19 protein-coding genes and 4 pseudogenes are annotated in these 23,642 nt (G+C 72.9%); 11 read left to right on the top strand and 12 right to left on the bottom strand.

What is annotated here, in order from left to right:
• Positions 1 to 12 precede the first annotated feature (12 nt).
• The 5 genes and pseudogenes from OG897_RS29705 to OG897_RS29685 form a co-directional block, all read left to right on the top strand.
• Positions 13 to 1,180, top strand: a pseudogene (locus OG897_RS29705) (acetate--CoA ligase family protein); the annotation flags it as partial.
• A 71-nt stretch (positions 1,181 to 1,251) separates the two neighbouring features.
• Positions 1,252 to 1,983 (top strand): CBS domain-containing protein, encoded by a 732-nt coding sequence (locus tag OG897_RS29700; RefSeq protein ID WP_266661541.1) that lies wholly within the window; start codon positions 1,252 to 1,254, stop codon positions 1,981 to 1,983.
• 18 nt (positions 1,984 to 2,001) lie between these two features.
• Positions 2,002 to 2,520, top strand: a complete 519-nt coding sequence (locus OG897_RS29695) for a flavodoxin domain-containing protein (protein ID WP_266661539.1) — start codon at positions 2,002 to 2,004, stop codon at positions 2,518 to 2,520.
• 438 nt (positions 2,521 to 2,958) lie between these two features.
• Positions 2,959 to 3,900 (top strand): 4Fe-4S dicluster domain-containing protein, encoded by a 942-nt coding sequence (locus OG897_RS29690; protein WP_266661537.1) that lies wholly within the window; start codon positions 2,959 to 2,961, stop codon positions 3,898 to 3,900.
• Positions 3,897 to 4,586, top strand: a complete 690-nt coding sequence (locus OG897_RS29685; protein ID WP_266661535.1) for a response regulator transcription factor — start codon at positions 3,897 to 3,899, stop codon at positions 4,584 to 4,586. Before OG897_RS29690 ends, OG897_RS29685 begins: the two co-directional genes overlap by 4 nt.
• A 7-nt stretch (positions 4,587 to 4,593) precedes the next feature.
• Here OG897_RS29685 and OG897_RS29680 read toward each other — a convergent pair whose 3' ends face one another.
• From OG897_RS29680 to OG897_RS29665, 4 genes and pseudogenes are all read right to left on the bottom strand, one after another.
• Entirely contained in the window at positions 4,594 to 6,318 is a 1,725-nt protein-coding gene (locus tag OG897_RS29680) for a GAF domain-containing protein (protein ID WP_266661533.1), read from the bottom strand.
• Positions 6,319 to 6,648: 330 nt separating this feature from the next.
• A pseudogene (locus OG897_RS29675) lies at positions 6,649 to 6,904 on the bottom strand (IS5/IS1182 family transposase); the annotation flags it as partial.
• Positions 6,905 to 7,006, bottom strand: a pseudogene (locus OG897_RS29670) (IS5/IS1182 family transposase); the annotation flags it as partial. It lies immediately after the preceding pseudogene.
• 68 nt (positions 7,007 to 7,074) lie between these two features.
• Complete coding sequence (locus OG897_RS29665; protein ID WP_266661531.1) at positions 7,075 to 8,424, bottom strand: papain-like cysteine protease family protein; 1,350 nt, start codon at positions 8,422 to 8,424, stop codon at positions 7,075 to 7,077.
• Positions 8,425 to 9,024: 600 nt separating this feature from the next.
• On the opposite strand from OG897_RS29665, the gene OG897_RS29660 reads away from it, so the two are divergent.
• From OG897_RS29660 to OG897_RS29645, 4 genes are read left to right on the top strand one after another with little or no spacing between them, the layout of a single operon-like run.
• On the top strand, positions 9,025 to 10,227 hold the full coding sequence (locus tag OG897_RS29660; protein ID WP_266661529.1) for a polyprenyl synthetase family protein: 1,203 nt from the start codon (positions 9,025 to 9,027) through the stop codon (positions 10,225 to 10,227).
• Positions 10,224 to 11,837 (top strand): phytoene desaturase, encoded by a 1,614-nt coding sequence (locus OG897_RS29655; RefSeq protein ID WP_266661527.1) that lies wholly within the window; start codon positions 10,224 to 10,226, stop codon positions 11,835 to 11,837. The genes OG897_RS29660 and OG897_RS29655 overlap by 4 nt, the downstream gene beginning before the upstream one ends.
• On the top strand, positions 11,824 to 12,861 hold the full coding sequence (locus tag OG897_RS29650; protein ID WP_266661525.1) for a phytoene/squalene synthase family protein: 1,038 nt from the start codon (positions 11,824 to 11,826) through the stop codon (positions 12,859 to 12,861). Before OG897_RS29655 ends, OG897_RS29650 begins: the two co-directional genes overlap by 14 nt.
• A complete protein-coding gene (locus OG897_RS29645) occupies positions 12,858 to 13,910 on the top strand; it encodes a DUF5914 domain-containing protein (RefSeq protein WP_266661523.1) in 1,053 nt (350 codons plus the stop codon). Before OG897_RS29650 ends, OG897_RS29645 begins: the two co-directional genes overlap by 4 nt.
• A gap of 58 nt (positions 13,911 to 13,968) precedes the next feature.
• On the opposite strand, the gene OG897_RS29640 is transcribed toward OG897_RS29645, so the two are convergent.
• From OG897_RS29640 to OG897_RS29615, 6 genes and pseudogenes are all read right to left on the bottom strand, one after another.
• Positions 13,969 to 15,510: an FAD-dependent oxidoreductase gene (locus OG897_RS29640; protein ID WP_266661521.1), complete on the bottom strand. Its 1,542-nt coding sequence runs from the start codon at positions 15,508 to 15,510 to the stop codon at positions 13,969 to 13,971.
• A pseudogene (locus OG897_RS29635) lies at positions 15,507 to 15,665 on the bottom strand (ubiquinone biosynthesis methyltransferase UbiE); the annotation flags it as partial. The gene OG897_RS29640 and the pseudogene OG897_RS29635, both read right to left, overlap by 4 nt.
• 162 nt (positions 15,666 to 15,827) lie before the next feature.
• Positions 15,828 to 17,078 (bottom strand): lycopene cyclase family protein, encoded by a 1,251-nt coding sequence (locus OG897_RS29630; protein WP_266662495.1) that lies wholly within the window; start codon positions 17,076 to 17,078, stop codon positions 15,828 to 15,830.
• A gap of 270 nt (positions 17,079 to 17,348) precedes the next feature.
• Positions 17,349 to 17,984, bottom strand: a complete 636-nt coding sequence (locus OG897_RS29625; protein ID WP_266661519.1) for a lipocalin family protein — start codon at positions 17,982 to 17,984, stop codon at positions 17,349 to 17,351.
• 400 nt (positions 17,985 to 18,384) lie between these two features.
• On the bottom strand, positions 18,385 to 19,395 hold the full coding sequence (locus OG897_RS29620) for a MerR family transcriptional regulator (RefSeq protein WP_266661517.1): 1,011 nt from the start codon (positions 19,393 to 19,395) through the stop codon (positions 18,385 to 18,387).
• Between the two features lie 184 nt (positions 19,396 to 19,579).
• Complete coding sequence (locus OG897_RS29615) at positions 19,580 to 19,828, bottom strand: hypothetical protein (RefSeq protein ID WP_266661515.1); 249 nt, start codon at positions 19,826 to 19,828, stop codon at positions 19,580 to 19,582.
• A 400-nt stretch (positions 19,829 to 20,228) separates the two neighbouring features.
• Between OG897_RS29615 and OG897_RS29610 the strand changes: the two genes are divergently transcribed.
• Positions 20,229 to 20,855, top strand: coding sequence for an RNA polymerase sigma factor (locus OG897_RS29610; protein ID WP_266661513.1), 627 nt, complete (start codon positions 20,229 to 20,231; stop codon positions 20,853 to 20,855).
• 366 nt (positions 20,856 to 21,221) lie between these two features.
• Complete coding sequence (locus OG897_RS29605; protein WP_266661511.1) at positions 21,222 to 21,839, top strand: M23 family metallopeptidase; 618 nt, start codon at positions 21,222 to 21,224, stop codon at positions 21,837 to 21,839.
• Between the two features lie 123 nt (positions 21,840 to 21,962).
• On the opposite strand, the gene OG897_RS29600 is transcribed toward OG897_RS29605, so the two are convergent.
• Positions 21,963 to 23,348, bottom strand: a complete 1,386-nt coding sequence (locus OG897_RS29600) for an MFS transporter (protein WP_266661509.1) — start codon at positions 23,346 to 23,348, stop codon at positions 21,963 to 21,965.
• On the bottom strand, positions 23,345 to 23,593 hold the full coding sequence (locus OG897_RS29595) for an MbtH family NRPS accessory protein (RefSeq protein WP_266661507.1): 249 nt from the start codon (positions 23,591 to 23,593) through the stop codon (positions 23,345 to 23,347). The genes OG897_RS29600 and OG897_RS29595 overlap by 4 nt, the downstream gene beginning before the upstream one ends.
• Between the last annotated feature and the right edge of the window lie 49 nt (positions 23,594 to 23,642).

Raw genomic sequence — 23,642 nt, 5'->3', positions numbered from 1 at the left:
GGCACGACCACCTGCGTCCGGCCCGCGCACACCGAACGCGGGATCTCGCTGGACGCGACCTTCGCCGCCCATCATCCCCGGCCCGGCACCGTGGGTGTCGCCGTGCAGTCCGGCGGAGTCGGCATCGCCCTGCTGGGCGGACTGTCCCGGCTGGGCCTGGGCACCTCCAGCTTCGCCTCGCTGGGCGACAAGTACGACGTCAGCGGCAACGACCTGCTCCAGTGGTGGGAGTCCGACGGCCGCACCGAACTGGCCCTGCTGCACGTGGAATCCTTCGGCAACCCGCGCGCCTTCTCCCGCACCGCACGCCGCGTCACCCGGCGCATCCCCGTCCTCACCGTGGACGCGGGCCGCACCGACACCGGCCGCCGGGCCGCCGCCTCCCACACCGCCGCAGCCACCACCCCGACCGTGACGCGCCAGGCGTTGTTCACTCAGACCGGCATCACCGCCACCCGCACCATCGGCGAACTCCTGGGCACCACGGCCCTGTTCCACTCCCAGTCACTACTCTCCGGCACGCGGGTCGCGATCGTCACCAACGCGGGCGGGGCGGGCGTCCTGGCCGCCGACGCCTGCACCGAGGCCGGACTCCGGATACCGCCGCTCGACCAGGAAACCCTCCACAGCCTCCTGGCCGTACTGCCCGAAGGCGCCTCGGCCCTCAACCCGGTGGACACCACCGTGGCGGTCACCGAGGAGCAGCTGAAGGTCTGTGTGAACCAGCTCATCGAGTGCGCCGCCGTCGACGCCGTCCTGGTCGCGCTGGTGCCCACCGCCGTCGACACGGCGACCGGCGAGGACCTCTCCCGGGCGCTGTCCCGCGCCCCGGGCCGCCGCTCGCGAACGGTCGCTGATCCGCCTCGACCAGGACGCGCCGGTCAGTCTGCTGCCCACCGAGGACGGCGGGGCGGTGCCCTGCTACGCCGACCCGCAGCAGGCGGCCCACGCGCTGGCGCACGCCGCCCGGCGCACCCGGTGGCTGACCCGGCGGCCCGGCAGCGTCCCGTCGCTCACCGGGGTGGACGTGCCGCGCGCAATGGCCTGTGACCTGCCGCAGCTCGCCGAGGCCGACCTCAACCCCGTACTGGCGCACCCGGGCGGCGCCACCGTGCTCGACGCACGGATACGGCTGCTGCCCCGCCCCGCATACGACCCCTACCTGCGCCGTCTCCGCTGACCAGCGGCCACGGTGTCGTCCGCCCCGGAGATTACCGCCCCGGAGATCGTCCGCCCCGAGAGGAGAGCACGATGAAGCACAGCAAGATCGGTTCCGTGATGACCACCGAGGTCGTCACCGCCCAGCGCGGCACCCCGTTCAAGGAGGTGGCCCGTCTCCTGTCCGCACACCGCATCAGCGGACTGCCCGTCGTCGACGCCGACGAGCACGTCGTCGGGGTGATCTCCGAGACGGACCTCCTGATGCGCGAGGCGGCAGCCCCCGATCCGTACCGACCCCCACGCCGCTTCCGTCCTCCTCGCCTCACCACCGCCTCCCGCACCGCACAGGTCAAGGAACAGGCGCGTACCGCAGCTCAGTTGATGTCCGCTCCCCCCGTCTGTGTCCACGCGGAGAACACCATCGCCGAGGCCGCCCGCACCATGGCCCGGCACACCGTCGAACGGCTGCCCGTCGTGGACGAAGAGGACCGGCTCGTCGGCATCGTCACCCGCCGCGACCTGCTCCAGGTCTTCCTGCGCACGGACGACGCCATCCGCCACGAGGTGATCGAACAGGTCCTCGTCCGCACCCTCTGGCTGCCCCCGCGCGCCCTCGACGTCACCGTTGTGGAGGGTGTCGTCACCCTCGAAGGGCAGTTGGAACGACTCACCGAGATCCCGATCGCGGTCCACATGACCGGCGAGGTCGACGGAGTGGTCGCGGTCGTCGACAAGCTCACCTACCGCACGGACGACTCCCACCTGCGGCCCACCGAGCAGGCGTTGAAAGGTGTGGCCGACGACTGGCTGCGCAAACTCTGAGAGAGGACGGTCCCGATCATGACGATCAAGGTGCTCATCGCGTACGCGTCGAAGAACGGATCCACCGAGGAGCTCGCACGAACCGTCGCCCGGACCCTGGACAAAGAGGGCTTCGTCACCGACCTGCGCCCGGCAGCGGACGTCCTCGACACAGAGATGTACGACGCGGTCGTACTCGGCAGCGCCCTCTACACGGGCCGGTGGCTCAAGGACGCGCGCCGATTCGCCGCACGACACAGGACCGCACTGGCGGCCCGCCCGGTCTGGCTGTTCAGCAGCGGCCCGCTCGACGCGACCGCAAACGAACGGGACATCCCTCTTGTTGCAGGCGTACGCCGCATCCAGGCCAGGATCGACGACCGCGGACACGCCACCTTCGGCGGCTGCCTGACGGCGGACGCGGAAGGCCGGATGGCCAGGATGATCGTCGACTCCGGCAAGGGCGGCGACTTCCGCGACTTCGCCGCGACAGCCGCGTGGGCACGGGAGATCGCCGCCGATCTGTACCGCTTGCTGGTGGTCGCCCGGGAGGACTGACGACATGAGCGCACCGCTGTGACGAGGGTTGCCTCCGGCGCAACGGCAGGCAGCCGGACCGACGTCTGGCTGGACGCCTCGGATCTCACGGTGCTCAGCCCGGCGGCTTCGGTCGCCGGGCCGGGGCTGCTGCTCAGACCCCCGCCGAGCAGCGTTGATTCTGGTGCTCCGTGCTGCTGCTCGGGGCTGCCTGCCACGACCTACGGAAGGCCAGGACCGGCAGTACCAGTCGCTGACACCACCCTGGAACCGGCCTGCCGCAGGCCCTCCGCCAGCACGCGATACGTTCGGCCCTGCCCAGCCGGCCGACAGATCTGCCCCTGTATGACCCCGAAGGGGGCCGGTCGGCCCCTGCCCGTGGACCTCCCGTCCGTCGAACCTGGAAGAGAAGACGGCGGCTCCCCGGCGCGCGCCCCACTCGGACGGAGGAGGGCACCGATGACTACGCCCCTGGCCACGGCAGTGCTCGACCTCAATAAGTACGGGCTCGAAGCCCTCGTGTCCGCGCTCCTGGCGGACGGCCGCACCGTCGTCGGACCCACCGTCCGCGACGGCGCGATCGTCCTTGCCGAACTCGAATCGGCGGACCAACTCCCGCACGGCTGGGGGGGGGTGGAGCTGGAGGCCGGGCGCTACCGGCTGCACCACAGCGAGGACGGAGCGGCCTTCGCGCACTCCGCCGGACCCCAGTCCTGGAAGAACTACCTGCACCCGCAGCGGGAAAAGCTGCGGAGCGCGGACCGCACCCGGCGCGGCGAGGTCACCATCCGCGCCGAGCGACCGCAGCCTCCGTCCTACGCGTTTCTCGGAGTACGCCCGTGCGACCTGCGCGCCATCGCGATCCAGGACCGCGTCCTGACCGGCGGCCACTTCACCGACACAGGCTACGGGGAGCGCCGCGGGAGCGCGTTCCCCGTAGCCGTCGGGTGCACCGCGCCCGGTGCGACCTGCTTCTGCACGGCCACCGAGGAGGTCGCCGACCTCACTGGCGACCACGCCGAACGCTGGCAGCGCTGGGACTCCTGCTTCGACCTGGACTTCTCCCACCTGCACGGCGGCCCGGTCCGCTCCTCGGCGTCGCGGCCCGTCGCGCCGATGCCGCCCTGGATGCCATGCGCTCGCGGGCCGAAGCCGAAGGCGCCCAGTGCGTACGGATCGGGAACACCGTTCCGGGTCCGGGCGGCCGGGTGGGCATGCGCACCCTCGTCGGCGACCGGCGGGCGATCGACGTACTGGTCGGCGAGCGACTGCCGCGCATCTGCTGACCGGCGTCAACAGGGCGAAAGAGAGGGCCTATTGGGGCCGACCGGCCCTGGTACACCGATGCCCCCGCACGGCAGGATCGTTGCCGGACGACACCAACGGGAGGGTCACCGATGACCGCACGGACGTTCTCGCCCCAGCAGCCGATCCGGATCTTCCTGCTCGACGATCACGAAGTCGTACGACGCGGAGTGCACGACCTGCTCGACTCCGAGCCCGACATGGCGGTGGTGGGCGAAGCGGGCACCGGCGAACAGGCCCTGGTACGGGGCCCGGCGCTGCGCCCCGACGTCGCGATCCTGGACATCCGACTGCCGGACGGCGACGGCATCACCGTCTGCCGCGAACTCCTCTCACGCACGCCGGGGCTGGCCTGCCTGATGCTGACCTCGTTCGACGACGACGATGCCCTGCTCGACGCCATCATGGCGGGCGCCTCGGGCTACGTACTCAAACAGATCAAGGGCTCGGACCTCGTCGAAGCCGTCCGCACGGTGGCCTCCGGCCAGTCGATGCTCGACCCGGCCACCACCGCCCGCCTGATGAGCAGCCTGCGCGGCCCGACCCAGGAGCCGACGGCCGAGGACTCGCGACTGGCCGGTCTCAACCCCCGGGAACGGGAGATCCTCGCACTCATCGGCGAGGGGCTCACCAACCGGCAGATCGGCAAACAGCTCTACCTCTCCGAGAAGACGGTCAAGAACCACATCTCCCGGCTGCTGGCCAAACTCGGCGTCGAGCGCCGCATCCAGGCGGCCGTCCTCGCCACCCAGTTCACCCCGCCCGACGCGAAACACGAGTGACCGGCGGCTACTTCAGTCCCCGGACAGGGACCCGCCAGATCAGGCGCGTGCCTCCCGTCGCTTCCGGCTCGACGGTCAGCCGTCCTTCGAGCCGCTCCGCCCGCTCGGCCAGGTTGCGCAGCCCGCTGCGCCGCTGCTCCTCTTCCCGTAAGCCGATGCCGTCGTCCACCACCGTCACCGTGAGCACGCCCTGCCCCACCACCACGGCGACATCCGTCCGCGACGCCTGGGCGTGCCGCGCCACGTTCGACAACGCCTCGCCCAGCACCGCCACCACCTCGTCGGCCACGGCCTGCGGCACATCCGTGTCCAGCAGCCCCTCCATCCGCAGGGCGGGGGTGAACCCGAGCGACGCGATCGCCTCCTCGACCGTGCGCACCGCCCTGATCCGCAACCCACCGCCGAATGCCGCCGATTCGTGGGTCCGCAGCCCGAAGATCGTCGATCGAATGATCTTGATCGTCTCGTCGAGATCGTCCACCGCCCGCACGAGCCGTTCACTCGCTTCCGGGTGCTCGACGAACCGCCGGGCGCTCTGCAACGTCATCCCCGTTGCGAACAGCCGCTGAATCGCGAGGTCGTGCAGGTCGCGGGCGATCCGGTCGCGGTCCTCCAGCAGGCTCACCTGCTCGGCGTCCCGCCGCCGGTCCGCGAGCTCCAGGGCCAGTGCCGCCTGACCGGCGAAGCCTGCCAGCGGGGCCGTTTCGGCCGCGCTGAAAGGCGGCCTGCCCGCCGTACGGGCCAGGACGAGCACCCCTCGATCGCCGATCGGCACCGCCACAGCGGGCCCGGTCCCCTTCCACCGTTCGGGAGAGAACGTCACCCGGGGATCGTCCGCCACCGCTGCGGACGCCACAAGTCCCGCGGCCTTCAACGCGGCCCCCGCGAGCGTTCCCTCCCGGGGCACCGTCAGCCCACGGTGAGCTTCAGCGCCCTCGCCCATCGCCAGCACTCCGCGCAGCGTGCCGGACCCCTCGACCAGATCGACCAGACCCAATTCGGCCGACGTGATCCGCCGCGCACGCTCGACCATCACCTCCAGGACCCGGGCCTCGGGCATCCCGGACAGCAATCCTGCCGTGAGCTCGGTGCTGGCCTCCAGCCACTGTTCGCGCAGCCGGGCCTCCTCGTACAGGCGGGCGTTCTCGATCGCCACCCCGGCCGCCACGGCGAGCGTGGTCAGCACCGCCTCGTCCTCCTCGTCGAACTCGACGCCTCCGCGCTTCTCGGTCAGGTACAGGTTCCCGAAGACTTCGTCGCGCACTCTGATCGGTACGCCCAGGAAGGAGTGCATCGGCGGATGGTTCGGCGGGAAGCCCGACGAGGCCGGATGGTCCGCGAGTTCGGCCAGCCGCAGCGGCTCCGGATGCCGGATCACCTCACCGAGCAGGCCGTGCCCGGTAGGCAGGTCACCGATCCGCGCGCGCAGCTCCTCGTCGACTCCGGTCGTCAGGAACTGCGCGAGCCGCTGATCCTGACCGATGACCCCGAGCGCTCCGTACTCGGCGTCCACCAGCACCACCGATGCCTCGACGATCCCGCGCAGCACCTGCGGCAAATCCAGCTCCCGCCCCACCGAAAGCACTGCTTCCAGGAGGCCGTGCAGCCGGTCCCGGGTCCCGCGCACCGCCTGGATGCGCACCTGAAGCTCGCCGAGCAACTCGTCCAGCCGGAACCTTCCGAGCCGACTGTCTGCGCCGCCGGTGGCGTTCCCGCCCCCCGTACCGGTCATCGGGCATTCCTTCCGCTCCGGCAGGCAAGAAGCCATACGCGTTCCCTACCGTAGCGACGGAGCGCGTCCGTGGAAGGGCCTGAGTCACGGACGCCTACGGACGGCCGGAATCCGTTCTTGGGGGGACCCGCCGATCTGTCGGGGCGTGGACCCCTTCACCTTCGCCGGGGGTGCCTCCTGGAGGTCCGGCACGTCACCATGGAGAGCTTCCTGGCAAGGCGCCCACGCGTCCACACGGCGTGCCCACGCGAGGACATAGGCGTGGACGAGCCCGCTCACGGTGGGACCGTTACGGGTGCGGCCCAGGTGGTGACCGACCGTCCGTCGAAAGAGCTCGCCGAAGTGGCCGAAGCATCTGCTGATCCCGGCCGTGCGGGCAGCGGTCGCGTCTTGCGTTCGCCCTGGCCGCAGGGCGTCCGTCCGCAGGGTTCGGCCCAGATGGTCGGCAATGACCGTGGCCTTCATCGTGTCCTGCTTCTCCTTGCCCGACACGAACGCCCGCCGTCCGCCCCGGCCCGAGGCAGGTAGGCAGGCGGACCTGCAACTCAGTTGCTTCCAGACGCAGTTGCACACCCTCGGCCCGGGCGCTGGTGAAGGCGAGGAAGCGGCCGGCCCCGCGTTCGTAGCGTCGGTGCAGTCGTCGGCAGCCAGCGCGCCGGGCCATGGCGCGTTTCACAGTCCAGCGGTGCGGCATGCGGGCATGGCCCTGGGGCAGCCGTCAGCTCCTGTGGCTTTGGCCGTCGGGGATGGAGACCGTCAGCTCTTCTTCGGCGGGGTGGAGACGCCCTTGACGCCGTGGTTCCAGAAGTAGGAGTCGTTCTTGGTGTAGTAGTCGGCCGGGGCCCAGTTGTAGCGGTTCGCCGACGGCCAAGGGTCGCCCCAGTAGAGGCTCTTGGTGGCCTCGTCGTAACCGAAGATCAGATGGGCGTGGCCGCCGCCCTTGGCCCACTTGATGCCGGTGTAGATCGGGCGTCCAGCGTCGATCTCCTCTTTGACCTCCTCGAACGTCAGCGGGCTCTTGTACTGGGTGCCCGGGTTCAGTCCGGCGGTCTTCAGGCCGCTCTGCTCCCGGTTGAGGTTGCCCGGCTCGTTCGCGCAGGGCCAGTCGATGAAGAAGCTGTCGCGGGACCTTCCGTGACCCATGTTGCAGAACTGCGTCTGGGTGAACTTCTTCCCCCAGAACGCCGCGAGGGTCGAGCCGCTGGCGGCCCAGCACCACTCGTCGTTCTCCTGCTTGCGCATGGCGATCGGGAGCAGCTTGGCCGTCTTCGAGCTCTGGCGCGCGCTGTCGAGGGTGTAGCCGCCGCCCGAACCCGCGGGTGCGGCGGCGCGCTTGGCGGCCAGGGTGGGCTGGTCACCGGCAGAGCGTCCGGGACCGATGCCGATCAGCGCGGCGGTCAGTTTGAACTCGGTGTTGGAGAGGACGGTGTGGAAGTCGCCCCAGTTGTAGCGGGAGGCGGTGGGCCAGGAGTCGGTCCAGTACACCCACTTCTTGGCGGCGTCGTATCCGTGGGCGACGACGGTGTGTGAGAGGGAGCTTCCGGGGATCTCCAGGTGTCCGACCACCGGCCTGCCCGCGTCGATCTCCTTGCGCAGGCGGTCGTAGGTCAGGTCCTTGGTGACGGGGCGGCTGCCCTTGATGCCTGCGGCCTCCAGGGCCTGCTGTACGTCGCGGATGTCGCCCGACTGGATCCGGCACGTACCGCTGGAGTTCTTGGTACCGGCCACGCGGTGGCACAACTCGCTCTGGGATACGGGCTTGCCGTAGTAGCCCGCGATGGTGGAGGCAGCCGCGGCCCAGTCCCAGGACGGGTCCTCCTGGGGCTGCTGGTCGATCCGCAGAACTCGCGACGTGGCGCGGTCGGCCGCGGGAGCGTCGGTCCAGACCTGGCTGTGGTGGATGACGGGAGGGTCAGTCGTGGCGCTGACGCGCGCGGACTTCGTGTCGGCGGAATCGACCGCCGAGGAGGCCGCCGCAGCTGTGGTGGCGGTCGAGGCGAGCAGTGCGGCGGTGAGGGCGACGCCGACGCGACGGTGCCACGTGGCACCGAGCGGAGTTCCGCGCTGCGGGCTCTTCGGTGCGGTCGGCAGGGACGGGATGCGCATGAAGCGGTGTCCTTCGTCTCGGATAGCGCGGTGTCTCCACGCCATGTACGTCCCACACACCTACCTGTCTCGATTCCGGCCGGGCACCTCGCCGCACCAGCCGCAGGACCATGCGGGGCCGAACTCCAGCCGTCCGCCGTACATTCAGCCGCTCAAGGGGAACGGGGACCTCGGGGAAGGGGGAAGGACACCCATGGCGGTGGCCTCGGCCTTCCCGCTGGGACCTAGCCGATCTCGACGTCCCGCAGGCTCTCGCCGACCAGCTCCATGATCGAAGCGGGGATCGTCCAGCTCCTGCCCCGTCGAACAGGCCCTGGGCGCAAGGATTCGCGCAGGTGGACCAAGGCACCCGCAGCGAGCCGGTTCGGGGTGCCGCCGGGAATGTGAAGGACCCGATGCATCCGAAGGGGGCGGCGGAGGCGAATACCCAGGACCGAGACCGCCGACGCCACGAAAGGCAGCGCGATGCACCGTACGAGGACGGGCGAGAGCTCCCCGGACGGCCATGAGATCCGCCCCGGTCCGGGCCACGAGCGACGGGCGGCCTCCACGCGGTCCCCGGTGGGCCGTGGCCCGCAGGCAGTGCCTACGAATGCCGCCGTGGCCGCCCGGCGGATCGACGAGGACGTTCCGGCAGCCGTGCGGGGCGTACTGGAGGAGTTGCTGGACGAACGGCTGCGGGAGTGTGCCGCACTCGACGCCACGTTCGGCGTGGACCTCGCGGAGCGGGTCGCCGACTTCGCGCTGAACGGCGGCAAGCGGCTGCGCGCCCAGTTCCTGTGGTGGGGGCTGCGGGCCTGTGGCGGAGGTTCGGGTGCCAGTACGGCGGACACCGCGCTGCGCTTGGCGGCAGGGCTCGAACTCATCCAGACCTGTGCCCTGGTGCACGACGACGTGATGGACGACTCCCCCGTCCGCCGGGGTCGGCCCGCCCTGCACGTCGCGCTGGGCGCACGTCACGGCGGGGGCGGGCCGTTCGGCAGGGCAGCGGCCGTCCTCGCCGGGGACTTGGCCCTGAGCTGGGCCGACGACGTGGCCGCTGAGGCATGGGACGCGGCCGTGGTGACGGGGGACGTACGAGCAAGGGTCCGCTCGCTGTGGCGGGCCATGCGAACCGAGATGGTGGCCGGGCAGTACCTGGACCTGCACGGCCAGGTCACCGGCTCCCGCGCGATGAGCGCCGCGATCCGCACCGCGACGCTCAAGAGCGCCCTGTACTCGGTGGAACGGCCGCTGGCTCTGGGAGCCGCCCTCGCCGGGGCGGACGACAGGACCAACGGGGCACTGTGCTCGGCGGGCCGGTGCGCGGGCATCGCCTTCCAGCTCCGTGACGACCTGCTCGGCATCTTCGGCGATCCCCGCACGACGGGCAAACCGTCCGGTGAGGACGTCCGCGACGGCAAGCCCACCTATCTGACGGCCCTCGCCCGTGCCCGTGCCGAGGTGTCCGGCGACCGGGCCGCCGCCGCCCTCCTGGATTCCTCCCTGGGGAACCCCGCTCTCAGCGAGGAGGGCCTGGAACGCGTCAGGGAGGTACTGGTGGAGACCGGTGCCCGGGATCTGGTGGAGGCCAAGATCCAGCGGCTGGTCGCCGTGGCCCACCGGCATCTCGCGTCGGTTCCGCTCCTGCCGCAGGCGGAGGGACGACTGCGGGAACTGCTGGGCGCCGTCGCCGCCGTCCGCGTACCCCCGTCCGTCCACGCGGCCCGCGCCGGGCGCGGCGGACAGCAGAACGCCGGGCGTGGCGCGCGGGCGGGCGAAGGCCCTGCCGGGTCCGCATTCCGTGAGGAGACGACCGTATGAGCACGACGAACCGCGTGGTCGCCTCGGCGACGAGGACGCTGCCGGGACCCACCGACCACGTGGTCGTGGTCGGGGCGGGCCTGTCCGGACTGTCCGCCGCCCTGCACCTGCTCGGCGCGGGACGCAGGGTCACCGTCGTGGAGCGGGCCGGTGAGCCCGGCGGCCGGGCGGGCCTGCTGGACCGGGGCGGCTACCGCATCGACACCGGCCCGACCGTGCTCACCATGCCGGACCTCGTCGAGGAGGCGTTCGCCGCCGTCGGCCACTCGATGGCGGGGCGGCTGGAACTGCTGGAGCTGCACCCCGCCTACCGGGCCCGGTTCGCCGACGGCAGCGCACTGGACGTGCACACCCGGGGCCCGGAGATGGAGGCGGAGATCGCCCGGTTCGCGGGGGCCCGCGAGGCCCTCGGTTACCGGCGGCTGCGGGCCTGGCTGGAGAAGCTGTACCGGGTGCAGATGCGCCGCTTCATCGACGCCAACTTCGATTCCCCGCTCCAGCTCCTGCACCCGGACCTGGCGCGGCTCGCCGCGCTCGGCGGGTTCGGCAGGATGGACGCCCGGATCGGCAGCTTCCTCTCCGACGAGCGGCTGCGCCGCGTCTTCACCTTCCAGGCCCTGTACGCAGGTGTGCCGCCCGCTCGGGCGCTCGCCGCGTACGCCGTGATCGCGTACATGGACACGGTGGCCGGGGTGTACTTCCCGCGCGGCGGCATGCACGCCCTGCCGCGCGCGATGGCCGACTCCGCCGCCGAGGCGGGCGCCGACTTCCGCTACGGGCAGGACGTGACCCGCCTGGAGCGCTCCGGCGGCGGTGAGCGGATCACCGCCGTCGTCACCGACCAGGAGCGCATCCCCTGCGACGCGGTGGTCCTGACCCCCGACCTGCCGGTCGCCTACCGGCTGCTGGGAAGAAGCCCGCGCCGCCCGGCGCCGCTGCGGCACTCGCCGTCCGCGGTGATCCTGCACGCGGGCACCGACCGCACCTGGCCCGAACTGGGCCACCACACCATCTCCTTCGGCGCCGCCTGGAAGGAGACCTTCCGGGAGCTGACCCGCACCGGGGACTTGATGTCCGACCCCTCCCTGCTGATCACCCGCCCCACCGCGAGCGACCCCTCGCTCGCCCCTCCGGGCCGACATCTGCACTACGTGCTGGCGCCCTGCCCCAACACGGTGGTCGGCCCGGGCGTGCGGGAGTGGGCGGACCTCGGCCCCCGCTACCGCGACAGCCTCCTGCGCACCCTCGCCGCCCGCGGCCTGGAGGGCTTCGGTGCGGCGATCGAGGAGGAGTGTCTGGTGACGCCCGCCGACTGGAGCGCGGACGGCCACGGCGCGGGTACGCCCTTCTCGGCGGCCCACACCTTCCCGCAGACCGGCCCCTTCCGGCCCCGCAACCTGGTGCGCGGCACCGAGAACGTGGTCCTGGCCGGTTGCGGCACCACGCCCGGGGTCGGCGTGCCGACCGTCCTGATCTCGGGGAAGCTCGCGGCCGCCAGGATCACCGGTGCCGACCGGCCCGCCCGCGCCGCCCGCATGCCCGGCCCCGCACGCCCGATCCGAACCACCGGCCCCGCAGCCCGGAAGGCACCCCCGCATGACCGACCGTGAACTCGACGCCGCCGGCATCACCGATGCGGCGCTGCGTGCGGCGTACCACCACTGCCGCGCTCTCAACGCCCGGCACGGGCGCACCTACTTCCTGGCGACCCGGCTGCTGCCCGTGGAACGCCGGCCCGCCGTCCACGCGCTCTACGGCTTCGCCCGGTGGGCCGACGACATCGTCGACGACCTGAACTCCCCGGCCACCACCGCACACCGCGCGGCAGTCCTCGACACGCTGTGCGCACGGCTGGAGGCGGGCCTGGCCGGGGAGCACAGCGACGAGCCCGTGGTACGCGCGCTGGCGGACACCGCCGCCCGGTACGACATCGAGCACCGCCTCTTCACCGACTTCATGGCGTCCATGCGCAGCGACCTGACCGTCACCGACTATCCGACGTACGACGACCTGCGGGCGTACATGCACGGGTCAGCGGCGGTGATCGGCCTCCAGATGCTGCCGGTCCTGGGGACCGTCGTGCCGCGCACGGAGGCCGCCCCGCAGGCCGCCGCGCTCGGTGTGGCCTTCCAGCTGACCAACTTCCTGCGGGACGTGGGCGAGGACCTCGACCGGGGGCGGGTGTATCTGCCCGGCGATCTCCTCGCCGCGCACGGCGTCGACCGGGACCTGCTCGCCTGGAGCCGACTGACCGGGCTCCCGGACCGGCGGATCACCGCCGCACTGCGACACGTCGCCGAACTGACCCGTGCCGTGTACCGGGAGGCGGCGCCGGGGCTGAGGCAGCTCGACCCGGTGGCACGCCCGTGCATCCGTACCGCCTTCGTGCTGTACGGGGCGATCCTGGATGCCGTCGCGGACGACGGGTACCGGGTGCTGCACCGGCGGGCCGTGGTGTCCCGGCGGAGGCGGGCGGTGGTGGCCGCCGACGGGCTGGTGCGCCTCGCGGCGGCCCGGTCCCGCGCCGCCGGGTGGAGTCGGGTGGAGCACGCCGGAGCAGCTCCGCATCGGGGCGCAGGCACGGCCGGGGGCACTGTGGCGCGTGACGGACGGGTTCGGAAGGAGACGGTGTGAACGAGGACATCAGGCCGGACGGCGCAGGCGAACTCCCGCCCCCGGGCGGGCGGTTCCCGCTGCGGTTGCGGCGCGCCCCCGTGCCCTGGGAGCGGCAGCGGCCCACCTGGCGCGACGCCTCCCCCGCCGTGATCGCCGCCGCGCTGAAGCGCGCGCAGGCCCGCCCTTCGGGCAACTGGTACGTGGTGGGGGCTTCCGGCTGTGTTCCGGCCGACCGGCCGTTGGGGCGGGTCGTCGCCGGGACCGAGATCGTGCTCTGGCACGGGGAGGACGGCTCCGTACGGGCCGGGGCGGGGTCGTGTCCGCACCTGGGAGCGCCGCTGAAGGACAGCCGGGTGCGGTGCGGCACGCTCGTCTGCCACTGGCACGGACTGGCCCTGGACGGCGGCCCGTTCGCCGGGTGGGAGCCCTATCCGGTGCACGACGACGGGGTGTTGCTGTGGGTACGGCTGGACCGGGTGGGCGGCGAGGAGCCGTTGGACCGTCCGGTGGTACCCCTGCGGCCCGACCCGGACTCGTCGGTCGCGGCCGTCTGCACGGTCGTGGGGCGCTGCGAGCCGGAGGACGTGGTGGCCAACCGGCTCGACCCGTGGCACGGGGCCTGGTTCCACCCGTACTCCTTCGTGGATCTGACGGTGGTCGGCTCGCCGGGGCAAAAGGCGGCCGACCGTGACCACGCCGGGGAGGACGCGTTCGTGGTGGACGTGTCCTTCAAGGTCGCCGGGCGTGCCGTGGTGCCGGTGCGGGCGGTCTTCACCGCGCCCGAGCCGCGCACCGTCGTCATGCACATCACCCGGGGGGAGGGGGAGGGTTCGGTGGTGGAGACGCATGCCACTCCGCTGGCCCCGGACGCCTCGGGGCGCCCGCGCACGGCGGTGGTGGAGGCGGTCGTCGCGGCGTCGGACCGCAGGGGCTTCGCCGTGGCGAAGGCGGCCGCGCCCGTACTGCGTCCGCTGATGCGGGCGGCGGCGGGGCGGCTGTGGCGCGACGACCTCGCGTACGCGGAGCGGCGCTGGACACTGCGCAGCACCGGGCGGTTCCCGGGCTGAGCCCCCGCGCAACCGGCCGGTGCCGCCGCCACAAGGCGCGGTACCGGCCGATTCGGGCTCAGCTCGCGGCCAGGGAGGCCAGGCTCCGCAGGCCCGGCACGCGGCCCCGGGCGGGCACCGTCCACAGGGTCTGGCCGCGCAGCCCCCACTGCCCGAGGAGTTCGTTCGCGGCGAGGAAACCGGTGGTGGCGGCGCGCTCCATCAAGGCCACCGGAAGGTCGGTGCGCACCAGGTCGCCCGCGAGGACCACGGCCGGGTCGGGGGTGTGCGTGCCGGGCCGGTCGCGGTGACCGCCGACCTCGAACAGCGGGCAGTCCGCCCGCCATTCGTGCCGTACGTCGACGGTCTTGGCGTCCCGGGTCTCCGGGTACACCCGGTGCAGTTCGGTCCGCGCCCGGTCCTGGACCACTTCGCGGTCGGCCCCCGGGTCGACGGCGTACGCGTGGAGTTCGACGACGGAGCCGCCGGTGCGGGCGGCCCAGCGCGCCGCCTCGCCCTCCCAGCGGTCGAGCACGCTGACGTTGTCCAGCGGACCGTACCCGCCGGTGCCCAGGAAGCCGGGCCGGCCGGCGGCCACCGGGCGGTCCAGCCAGTACCGGGACACCAGGAAGGGCGGGGCGGTGCGCAGCCGGGCGATGCGCTCGCGCCAGGCGGCGTTCCCGAGTGACGGCGAGTTCCCGACCACGTGCTGGAGTCCGCCGGTGTCCAGGGCCAGGACCAGCCGGTCGTACGGCTCCTCCCCCGCGTCCGTGGCGACGGTGACCCCGCCGGGCACCGGGGTGACGCCGTGCACGGGCGTGCCGGTGCGCAGCCGCACGCCGTGCCCGGCGAGATAGCGCCCGAGGGGGTCCCAGAGGGCGGCCGGGAACGGTTCGCGGGGCACGTCGAAGAGCAGCCCCTCGCTGGAGCCGAGGAAGTAGATGTGGAACATCAGGACCAGTTCGGCGGCGGACAACTCGCGCGGGTCCGCGAAGAAGCTCCGGGAGAACACCTCGAACGCCAGGTGGTCGGCGGCCTCGGGGAAGCGGATGCCGGTGAGGAAGTCCCGGGCGCTGACCTTGTCGAGACGGTGGTACACCTCCGGCACCCGGACGTCGAGCAGGGGCAGGGCGGCGCGCGGATTCATCCGGACGAGATCGCCCCAGCCGAAGGCGGGGCTGAGCGCGACGAAGCCGAGCGCGCTCCAGGGCGGGGTGCGCGGTACCCGGGCGAAGCTGTCGCGCAGTCCGTCGCTGTGCTGGAGGGGGTAGTCGGGCAGCTTGGTCAGGACGTCCAGGCCGGGGTCGACGCGCCGGATCAGGCCGCGCAGGTTGTAGTACTGACGGAAGAAGGCGTGGAAGCCCCGGCTCATGGTGGCGGTGGAGCCGTCGGCGAGTGCGGTGGACCATCCGGCGAGGCGGCCGCCGAGGGTGTCCTCGCGTTCGTACACGGTGACGCGGACGCCCCGCTCGGCGAGTGCGGTGGCCGCGGCGAGACCGGCGATGCCGCCGCCGACGACGGCCACCGAGGGGGCCTCGCCCGGGACACGAGCGCGTCCGGCGGGGCCGGGCAGCATGACCGCGCGGCGGTCGCGGCCCCGGCGGGGTGCCTTCGTCCTCATCGGGACACCCCCGCGCCCGCGTACGCCCTTTCGTCAGGGGCGGCCGCCAGGACGGTGTGCACGATGCCGGTCTGCCGGCCGGGCATCGGCAGAACGCGTACGCGGGAGAAACCCGCCCGGCGCGACCGTGCCGCGAACCGGGCGGCGGTGTCGAACTCCTGGTCACCGGGGCTGGCCGCCGTGAGCCGGTCGCAGGTGTGGGCGGCACGGTCGAACGCGGTGGACAGAGCTTCGTCGCGGAGCAGGCTCATGCGGTCCTTCCGGGGTGGTCGTGGTGGGGCGGATGCGGGCCGCCGGGGGGGGCGGGCGGGCGTCGGTCACGCGAGGGGTCCGGATTCCGGGGCCGATGGCCCGGTCTCCTCGTGTCCGCGACGCCCGGCGGCCGGGCTGCGGCGCGCGCGGGTGTCCGGGAGTCTGCGCAGCCACGGCAGTTCCGCGGCCGTGCGCAGCATCGGCAGGACCGGGGTGCGCAGGCCGACGGCGAAGTCCTCGCGGCGGGTGGTGCGGCCGTCCAGGAAGCGGAGCATCCGCTCCGGTCCCGCTTCCCGGAAGAGCCGGGTGAAGAACCGCGTCCCGTCCACCCGCCCGGTGGCCAGTGCGCGCAGCAGGACGCCGTCCATGGCCCGCGAGCGGGCCGGGTAGGCGGGCGGCGGCAGCGGCGGGCGACCGCGGGCCAGGGCGTCCGCGACGGCTCGGCTCTGCCGCTGCACGGCGGCGAAGGTGTAGCCGGTGGACGGCCGGGTGGCACCGCCCGCGGTGCCGATACGGAAGGCCGATGACCCGATGCGGCGGGGGAAACGGGCGTCCGTCATCGGGATCACGCCTTGTTCGGTGCCCGTCACCTCGAACGCACCCAGCCCCAGGACCTGGGAGGTGTAGTGGTGCAGGGCCCGGTCGTAGCCGGTGTCGTCCAGGGGCTGCGGGGAGAACTCGGTGTACTCCACCAGTGCCCGGCACGGGTCGAGCGGCAGCACGTACCCGAAGGAGAGCCCGGGTGCGGGCTGGGGGGTGCGGAAGTCCATCAGGTCGGCGACGGCGGGGTCGAAGCACGGCTGTGCGGTACGGACGAACCAGCCCCGGAAGTGCTGGAGCAGCAGGGTGCGGGCCGGGGGCAGGGTGCGCGGCGGCCGGGAGTCGAAGACCCAACGGGCCCGCAGACGCAGTGGTGTTCCCCCGGCTGTGGTCCCCCGTACGACGGCGCCGGGGCGCAGGTCGTCGATGCCGTCGACGGTCGCCGTCGTCCGCCGCAGGTGCGGGGCGGCGTCGAGCCGTGCGTTCACCAGCCGCTCGAAGTCGGTGGAGCGCAGCATCTTGTAGCGCGTGGGAGCCAGCGCGCAGTCGACGGTGTCCCCGGCGTGCCCGCGCAGCCGCAGCCGGTCCCAGGAGGCGGTCAGCACCTCGTCGAACGCGCCGCCCGGCTCCTCCCAGAAGCACCAGGTGCGCTCCGGTGGCCGCAGCGGTCCCGGAGGAGCGTCGATCAGGGTCACGTCGGGCCTGCGGCCGGGGGCGGGTGCGCAGAGCCGGTGGACGAGGGAGAGTCCGGCCGCTCCGGCACCGATGACGGCGATCTCCGTGTCGTAGGTCTTGGTGCTGTGGGTCTTCGTGTTGTGGGACTGCGTACTGGGGGGCTTCGTGCTGTACGACGCGGCAGGGTGGCCGGGGTCGGCCGGTGCACGCGGTTCTCGGGCCCCGGGGGTGCGTGGGTGCGAGGGGTGCAAGGGGGCGCCTCCGTCCATTCCTCTCGTGCCGAAGAGCCGGTCGACCAGGATTCCGTACGGGAGGCGCATTCGGATGCACGTCGACCGGCGACGGCGAGGATCGGTGCCGACCAGCGGAGGTCAGCAGAAGGGTGCGCTCGTACGGGAGCCGCCGTCCTGCCGGGTCGTCAGGAAGGAGCACGGGTCGAGACCCGCCGCGCGGATCGCGTGCCGAGCGGCCTGCTGCCGGGCCGGGGTGAGGCCCGGTGTGCGGGAGAGCACGAATCCGGACCGCCGGGCGCTGTCCGTCACCACTGCCCAGCGGTAGTCGGGGGCGAGCCCGACGACGATGTAGTTGGCGTTCACGCCGTGCTGGTAGACGCCGTCGACGGCGACGAAGGAGACGTTGAGCCGCGATCCGGTGGCGTCGAGGGGCTTGGCCTCGCCCTCGATGGAACTGGCGCGCCCCTGCCAGGTGGTGCAGCCGTTGCGTACAGAGAGGGAACCGGACGGCCGCAGACCGTACGTTCCGTGGACGTTCTTCGCGCACTTGGCTTCGAACGCCCGTGGTACGGCGGCGAACTGGAACCAGTGGCCGAGGTAGCGCGGGACGTCGAGGACGCCGACGGAGGCGGGTTCGGTGGCCGCACCCGGCGCGGCGTGCGCTTCGGCGGGGGAAGCCGGGGCGGCGGGCGCGGCACCTGCGACCGTGAGGGCGCAGGCCGTCGCGGCGGCGAGGGCGACTGCGGTACGGGCGGCTGTGGCGACGATCTTCATCGAGGAGCTCCCTTGGGCCGGTCCGAACTGTCGGCGGCCAGGCTTCGGTGTGACAACGCTGTGGCGGCGGTCCCGTCGTTGACGGCCCGGTTTCGGCACGGAGACGGGCGGCGACGACCTTTGCGGACCTTCGCTCCGTGGGGCCCCGTCGGATGCGCCGCAGCGCGTCCAGGGGGAGGAGTTCCCTCGTACGGGTGAGTGGGACCGGCACGGGTGGCCCGGGGGCCTTCTCGGCGGTGTCGCCCTGCGTGCCCGATGCCTCCGGGCCCTGGCGCCGGAGGCACGGGCCGCCACTCGGGCGGGGCGGTGCATGTGTTCAGAGTGTCCCTCCCCTGTTCAGAGCGTCCCTTCCCCGTTCAGGGCGCCCCTCCCCTGTCGCGACGCAGGCGGTACGGATTCCTCATCGCGAGGCGGTCGAGTGCCGTCGGCGGCCGCGGTGGTGCTGCGCCACGCGCGCCTCCACCGTCGCGACGGCCTCCGCGAGCCCGTGCGGGCGGACATGTGCCGAGGTACCGGACCAACCGGGCCCCAGCGCGAGGACGGAGGGTTTCCTGCGGGCCCCCTGAGGGCCCCACCGCAGGTCCGCCACGCGGTCGGCGAGCGTGCGGTCTGCCGTGGCGCGGGACTGCGCCCACAGCCCCACGACCACGGGGCCGGTTCGCTCGACCGCCCCCAGGAGGCTCTCGGCCGGCAGCGCGGCACCGAACATGCGCACCGGTAGGGCCCGTTCGGTCAAGGAGGCCGCCAGGACCTCCAGCGGCAGCGTGTGGTTCTCCTGCGGCGCGCAGGCCAGCAGGGTGACGGCGCCGCGCGACTTTCCCGGGGGCAGTGGGGGGCCCGCCCGCCGGAGCGCCCCGGAGACGTGCCAGGACAGGAAGTGCTCGACCTCGACGTATCTGTCGGGTTCCCCCTCCCACTTCCGGCCCGCCGCGTGCAGCGCGGGCATGATCACTTCTGTCCAGGCGGTGACCAGTCCGAGGTCCCGTATGACGGTCGTCAGCAGCTCGTCCAGAGCGCCCGCGTCGAGGCGCAGAGCCGCCCGGACGACTCCCCGGCACTCCGCCCGCACACCGCCCAGGCGCATCCCCTCGCCCGCCCGGCCGCCCGCACTCGTGGGCGCCGGTGCCGGTGACGGGACGACGGGAGGCGGCGGGAGGCTGCCGACCGCCAGGCGGGCCGCCTCGGCGGGCGGCACCCCCGTCGCGGTCAGCCCGCACATCCGCTCCAGACGGGCCATGTCCTGCGGGCTCCAACGGCGGTGGCTGCCCTGCGTACGCGTTCCGGCGCCGATGCCGTAACGCCGGTCCCATGAACGAACGGTGGTGGGCGACACCCCCAGGCGCCGGGCGACCTCTCCGGTGGAGAAGCTCGCCTCCCCCGGTTCCTGTGCCGTCTGCGTTGTCCTGTTCACGACCCGACCGTACGTCGTGGAAGGGGCTCGCCGTGGCCGTGGGCGCGGCAGGTCGTCCTGCGGGACGTCCTGCCGCAGTGGGCGGGGACGCCGCCGTAGCCGGGCGCACCGGACGGGCGGGGCCGCTCGGACCTCGTCGGGCGCACGGGCGGGCGGGCCTGTCCGGGGCCGGTGCGCGCACGGACTACGCGTCCTCGTCGTCGAGGTGCAGGCGTACGACGACGGACTCCCACACGGATGCGGGAGGTTCGACGAGCAGGTCATCACTGGTGATGTCGCGCGCTGCCCGGACCACCGCCCGCAGTTCGGCGAGCTCACCTCGGCAGCGGTCGCAGAGCCGGAGGTGGTGGCGCCGGTACGGGGTGAGCCGAGCGGGGTCGGGCGGACCGAGGGAGATCTCGGCGAGTTCGTCGGAGTCCAGGTGGTCGGGCATGGTGACCTCCGCGCGAGCGACGATGCGCTGGCCAGGGGGCGGGAACGTGGGAGCCGCCGGGCCACGGCGGTCCAGGCTCACCGCGGGCCCTCGGGAGGGGCTTGACCGGGCGGGCCTGCGGCACCGATTGATACCGGCCGTCGTCGGGCCCTGGATGCGCGTTCGCCCCACGTCACTTTCCGCGCCCGCCCGCGTCCGGCCGCGAAATCGGCCGGGGCGGCTCCGTCGCACGCCACTGACCTGCGGGTCCGTGCTGCCGGACCAGGACGGGCGGGGCTCGCGCGGGCCGCACGGGGCGCACCGCAAACCGATGCCTAAACGATGCGAGTTGGGTCGTCGGAGCGAGCTGCCGGACGTTGGTCGACGTCGTGAACCGGCTCCAGACCGCGAGGAGTGCACCATGTCTCCAGCTCTGCCCGCCCTGCCTCGTCCGGCAGAATCCGCCCACGTCACTTCTTGCCCCGACGCCTGTGACGGCGCCGAAGCCGCCATCGCCGACGGGCTCGCCCGGGGCGAAGAGGCCGCCCTGGCCGCCGCGTACGAGCGGTGGGGCTCCCTGGTGTACTCCCTGGCACTGCGAGCGCTGCGCGACCCACAGGACGCGGAGGACGCCACCCAGCAGGTGTTCTTCGCCGCCTGGCGCGGACGTGCCGGATACGACCCGGCCCGGGGATCGTTGGGCGGATGGCTGGTCGGGATCACGCGGCACGCGATCGCCGACGGCCTCGCCGCCCGCGTCCGCCGCGCCAGGCTCACCGGTCTGGTCACGGCCCACCAGGAGGACGTGCTGCGCCACCCGCAGCACAACGAGAGCGAGGAAGCCCTGACCCGGGTTCTCCTCCTGGAGATGCTGAGCCGACTGCCTGCGGTCCAGCGGCGTCTGCTCGGGCTGGCGGTCTGGGGCGACCTGACACATTCTCAGATCTCCCGGGAGACGGGGCTTCCGCTGGGAACCGTGAAGAGCCACATCCGCCGCGGCCTACAGGCCCTCCGCAAGATCATCGAGACACCGCCGCTCCCGGGGTGACGCGACCCCCGCCCCCGCCCGAGGGGTGACGGACAGCCAGCCCGTACCGGGGCATCGAGGCCAGTCCGGCACTGCCGAGCCATCACTCCCCGCACGGCGCTGCGGTACGCGTTTCCCGAGGGGGCCACTTCGCCGAGGGCGCACGGCGGCCGGGGTCCGCACGTGAAGCATCCGCCGGCTCGGCCCGCACGAGCTCGGGCAGGACGACGGCGGCGCTCCCGGCTCCCGTCGGCATGTCCGTACGTCGGCGGGCAGGCCCGTCCCCCGGACGCGCGGCTGGGCGTGCGCTCTCGGGGCAGTGCGCTTGAGGTCAGTGTTATGAAGCGATTCCCGGTTATGAAGCGATTCCCGACACGTTCCCGCGCGGTGTCCGTGACGCGGCGGTCCGCGCTGCTCACCCTCGGCCTGGTGCTGTGGCCGCCGCCCGGCCCTGCCTCTGCCGCAGCCCCCTCGGCGCAGGACGACGCCTGCCCGCTGGGACACGACCCGGTGTTCGAGGACGACCTCGCCCGGGCGCTCACGGATCTCCCCGCACCGGCCACCGACCGCGGAGAGCGCCATGGCCCCTTTCCCCGGGGGGCGAAGCCGCTGCGCCGCTGGTACCGGGTGAGCACCCGCTACGGGGTCCGGGGCGACTGGCTGGCCGGCCACCACACCGGCATCGACCTCGCGGTGCCCACGGGGACGCCGGTGCACGCGGTGGGCGCAGGCGACGTGGTGCTGGCGAAGTGGTCCGGCTCGTACGGCCATGCCGTGACCGTTCGGATGACGGACGGCCACTTCGCCGTCTACGCCCACCTGTCCAGGATCGAGGTGCGCCAGGGAGCCCGGGTGAGGGTGGGCCAGCGATTGGGCAGGAGCGGCAACACCGGCCGCTCCAGCGGCCCGCACCTGCACCTGGAGATCAGGGCACGGCGCCAGTACGGGAGCGACGTGAATCCCGCCTCCTACCTCGCGCGCCGAGGCGTCCGACTGGTCACCTGACGTACCGCTGCCCACCGGCCACGACCCCACGCGACGTCGCCTCGCTGTGCGTCCGGCGAGCCGGGCGATGCGGCGCTCGACGGTGGTCCTGGGTGGGGGAGGTCGAGTGAATGCCGGTCCTCGTCACAGCGACGGCATGTGCCGCAGCGTTCGGATGGGGCGGGTCAGGAGCGGCAGGCAGGCCGTGCACCCGAGGCCGCCGAGGCACCAGAGGGCGGCCCGGATGCCGATCAGATCAGCCAGCGCCCCGCCGAACAGGGCGCCGAGGGGGAGGGTGCCCCAGATGGCGAAACGTATCGAGGCGTTCATCCGGCCCTGCATCCGGGTGTCGGTCACCGCCTGACGCAGGCTCACCTGATGGATGTTGTAGATCGTGACGCTCCCCGCGACGAGACCCATCGAGACCGCGATCACCACGGCGGCACGGGAGGGCTCCGCGGTCGCGAGAAGCAGGAGACCGAGCGCGGGAAGGAGGGAGGTCAGCAGCAGCGTGCGGCCGGGGCCCAGGACACGTAGCAGTACGCCGTTGAGGAGAGCTCCCACGATCGCTCCGGCGTTGCCCACCGTCAGTGCGAGGCCGAAGAGCCCCACGGACAGGTGCAGATCGTGCACGGCGTACGCGGTCAGGACTGCGCTCAGGGCTCCGCCGATGCCGAAGAGGTTCGCGACGGCGGTGGAAACGGCCAGCGCGCGCAGGACCGGATGCCGGAAGACGAAGCGCAGCCCCTCCCCGATGGCCCGGACCATCGTCGCGTCGGCCCTGTCGGACCTGTCAGCTCCGTCAGCTCCGTCAGCTCCGTCGGCTCCGTCGGGATTGACCTCGTGCTCGCCCGGACGTCCCGTGTCCTTGTCCGCCGGGTCCGCGCCGCCCGTCGGGCGGCTGCCACCGGTGAACGCGAGGAGCAGGGCGGAACCGGCGTAGGTCAGCACGTTGCCCCACACCGCGGTGGCCGCCGAGGTCCACTGCACGGCGAGTCCTCCCAGTCCCGGCCCCGCCGACTCGGCGGCGGACCGGGAGAACTCCAGTCGGGCGTTCCCGGCGGGGAGGTCGGCGCGGTGGACGAGGGCGGGCAGATAGGAGAGGTACGCGATGTCGAAGAGGACCGTGCCCGTGCCGACCAGCATCGCCACCACGACGAGCAGCGGAAGGCTCAGCACCCCCGCCAGTCCGGCCAGCGGGACGGCCGCCAGCAGGACCGCCCGTACGAGGTCCGAGACGATCAGCACGCGACGCCGGGGCCAGCGGTCGACCAGGACCCCCGCCGGAAGACTGATCAGGAGGAACGGCAGGGTCTCGGCCGCAGCGAGGAGACCCAGCTCCGTCGTCGTGGCGTCGAGCGTGGTCACCGCCAGGACCGGGAGGGCGAAGAACGCGATCTGCGTGCCGAACTGGCTGAGCGTGTGGGCGGTCCACAGCGCGGTGAATCCTCGGTGCAGCCACAGGCTGCGTCGTGCGGGCGGCGTGCCGCCGTGCGTCACTCCGGCCACGTCGTCGCCCGCCGTGCTCACTGGTCGTGCCGCGCCAGATGCTCGCGCAGCGACCTGGGGCGCGGGTCGGTCCAGACCTCGCCGATCCTGGCCAGGCAGTCGGACTTGGCACCGCGGGTTCCCTCGCCCGCCCAGCCCGGCGGCAGATCCCGGTCGGCCGGCCAGATCGAGTACTGCGCCTCGCCGTTGATGACGACGACGTACTGCTCCTCTTCTTCCCCTTCGTGTACTTCCTCTTGGTGTTCCCGGGTCTTCGGGGTCGTCATGGGTCCTCCAGGACAAGGGACGGGCGGATGGCGGTTGCCTCGTACGAGG

Origin of the sequence: Streptomyces sp. NBC_00237 (genome assembly GCF_026342435.1) — a bacterium.
Taxonomy (GTDB): Bacteria; Actinomycetota; Actinomycetes; order Streptomycetales; family Streptomycetaceae; genus Streptomyces.
The sequence above is the reverse complement of the archived record's forward strand: the minus strand, read 5'-3'. Positions and strand labels throughout refer to the sequence as shown.

Bases quoted from the DNA above. Each gene is read 5' to 3' on its own strand.
- OG897_RS29700 (WP_266661541.1), top strand. From the start codon at position 1,252: ATGAAGCACAGCAAGATCGGTTCCGTGATGACCACCGAGGTCGTCACC.
- OG897_RS29695 (WP_266661539.1), top strand. From the start codon at position 2,002: ATGACGATCAAGGTGCTCATCGCGTACGCGTCGAAGAACGGATCCACC.
- OG897_RS29690 (WP_266661537.1), top strand. From the start codon at position 2,959: ATGACTACGCCCCTGGCCACGGCAGTGCTCGACCTCAATAAGTACGGG.
- OG897_RS29685 (WP_266661535.1), top strand. From the start codon at position 3,897: ATGACCGCACGGACGTTCTCGCCCCAGCAGCCGATCCGGATCTTCCTG.
- OG897_RS29680 (WP_266661533.1), bottom strand. From the start codon at position 6,318: ATGACCGGTACGGGGGGCGGGAACGCCACCGGCGGCGCAGACAGTCGG.
- OG897_RS29665 (WP_266661531.1), bottom strand. From the start codon at position 8,424: ATGCGCATCCCGTCCCTGCCGACCGCACCGAAGAGCCCGCAGCGCGGA.
- OG897_RS29655 (WP_266661527.1), top strand. From the start codon at position 10,224: ATGAGCACGACGAACCGCGTGGTCGCCTCGGCGACGAGGACGCTGCCG.
- OG897_RS29650 (WP_266661525.1), top strand. From the start codon at position 11,824: ATGACCGACCGTGAACTCGACGCCGCCGGCATCACCGATGCGGCGCTG.
- OG897_RS29640 (WP_266661521.1), bottom strand. From the start codon at position 15,510: ATGAGGACGAAGGCACCCCGCCGGGGCCGCGACCGCCGCGCGGTCATG.
- OG897_RS29625 (WP_266661519.1), bottom strand. From the start codon at position 17,984: ATGAAGATCGTCGCCACAGCCGCCCGTACCGCAGTCGCCCTCGCCGCC.
- OG897_RS29615 (WP_266661515.1), bottom strand. From the start codon at position 19,828: ATGCCCGACCACCTGGACTCCGACGAACTCGCCGAGATCTCCCTCGGT.
- OG897_RS29610 (WP_266661513.1), top strand. From the start codon at position 20,229: ATGTCTCCAGCTCTGCCCGCCCTGCCTCGTCCGGCAGAATCCGCCCAC.
- OG897_RS29595 (WP_266661507.1), bottom strand. From the start codon at position 23,593: ATGACGACCCCGAAGACCCGGGAACACCAAGAGGAAGTACACGAAGGG.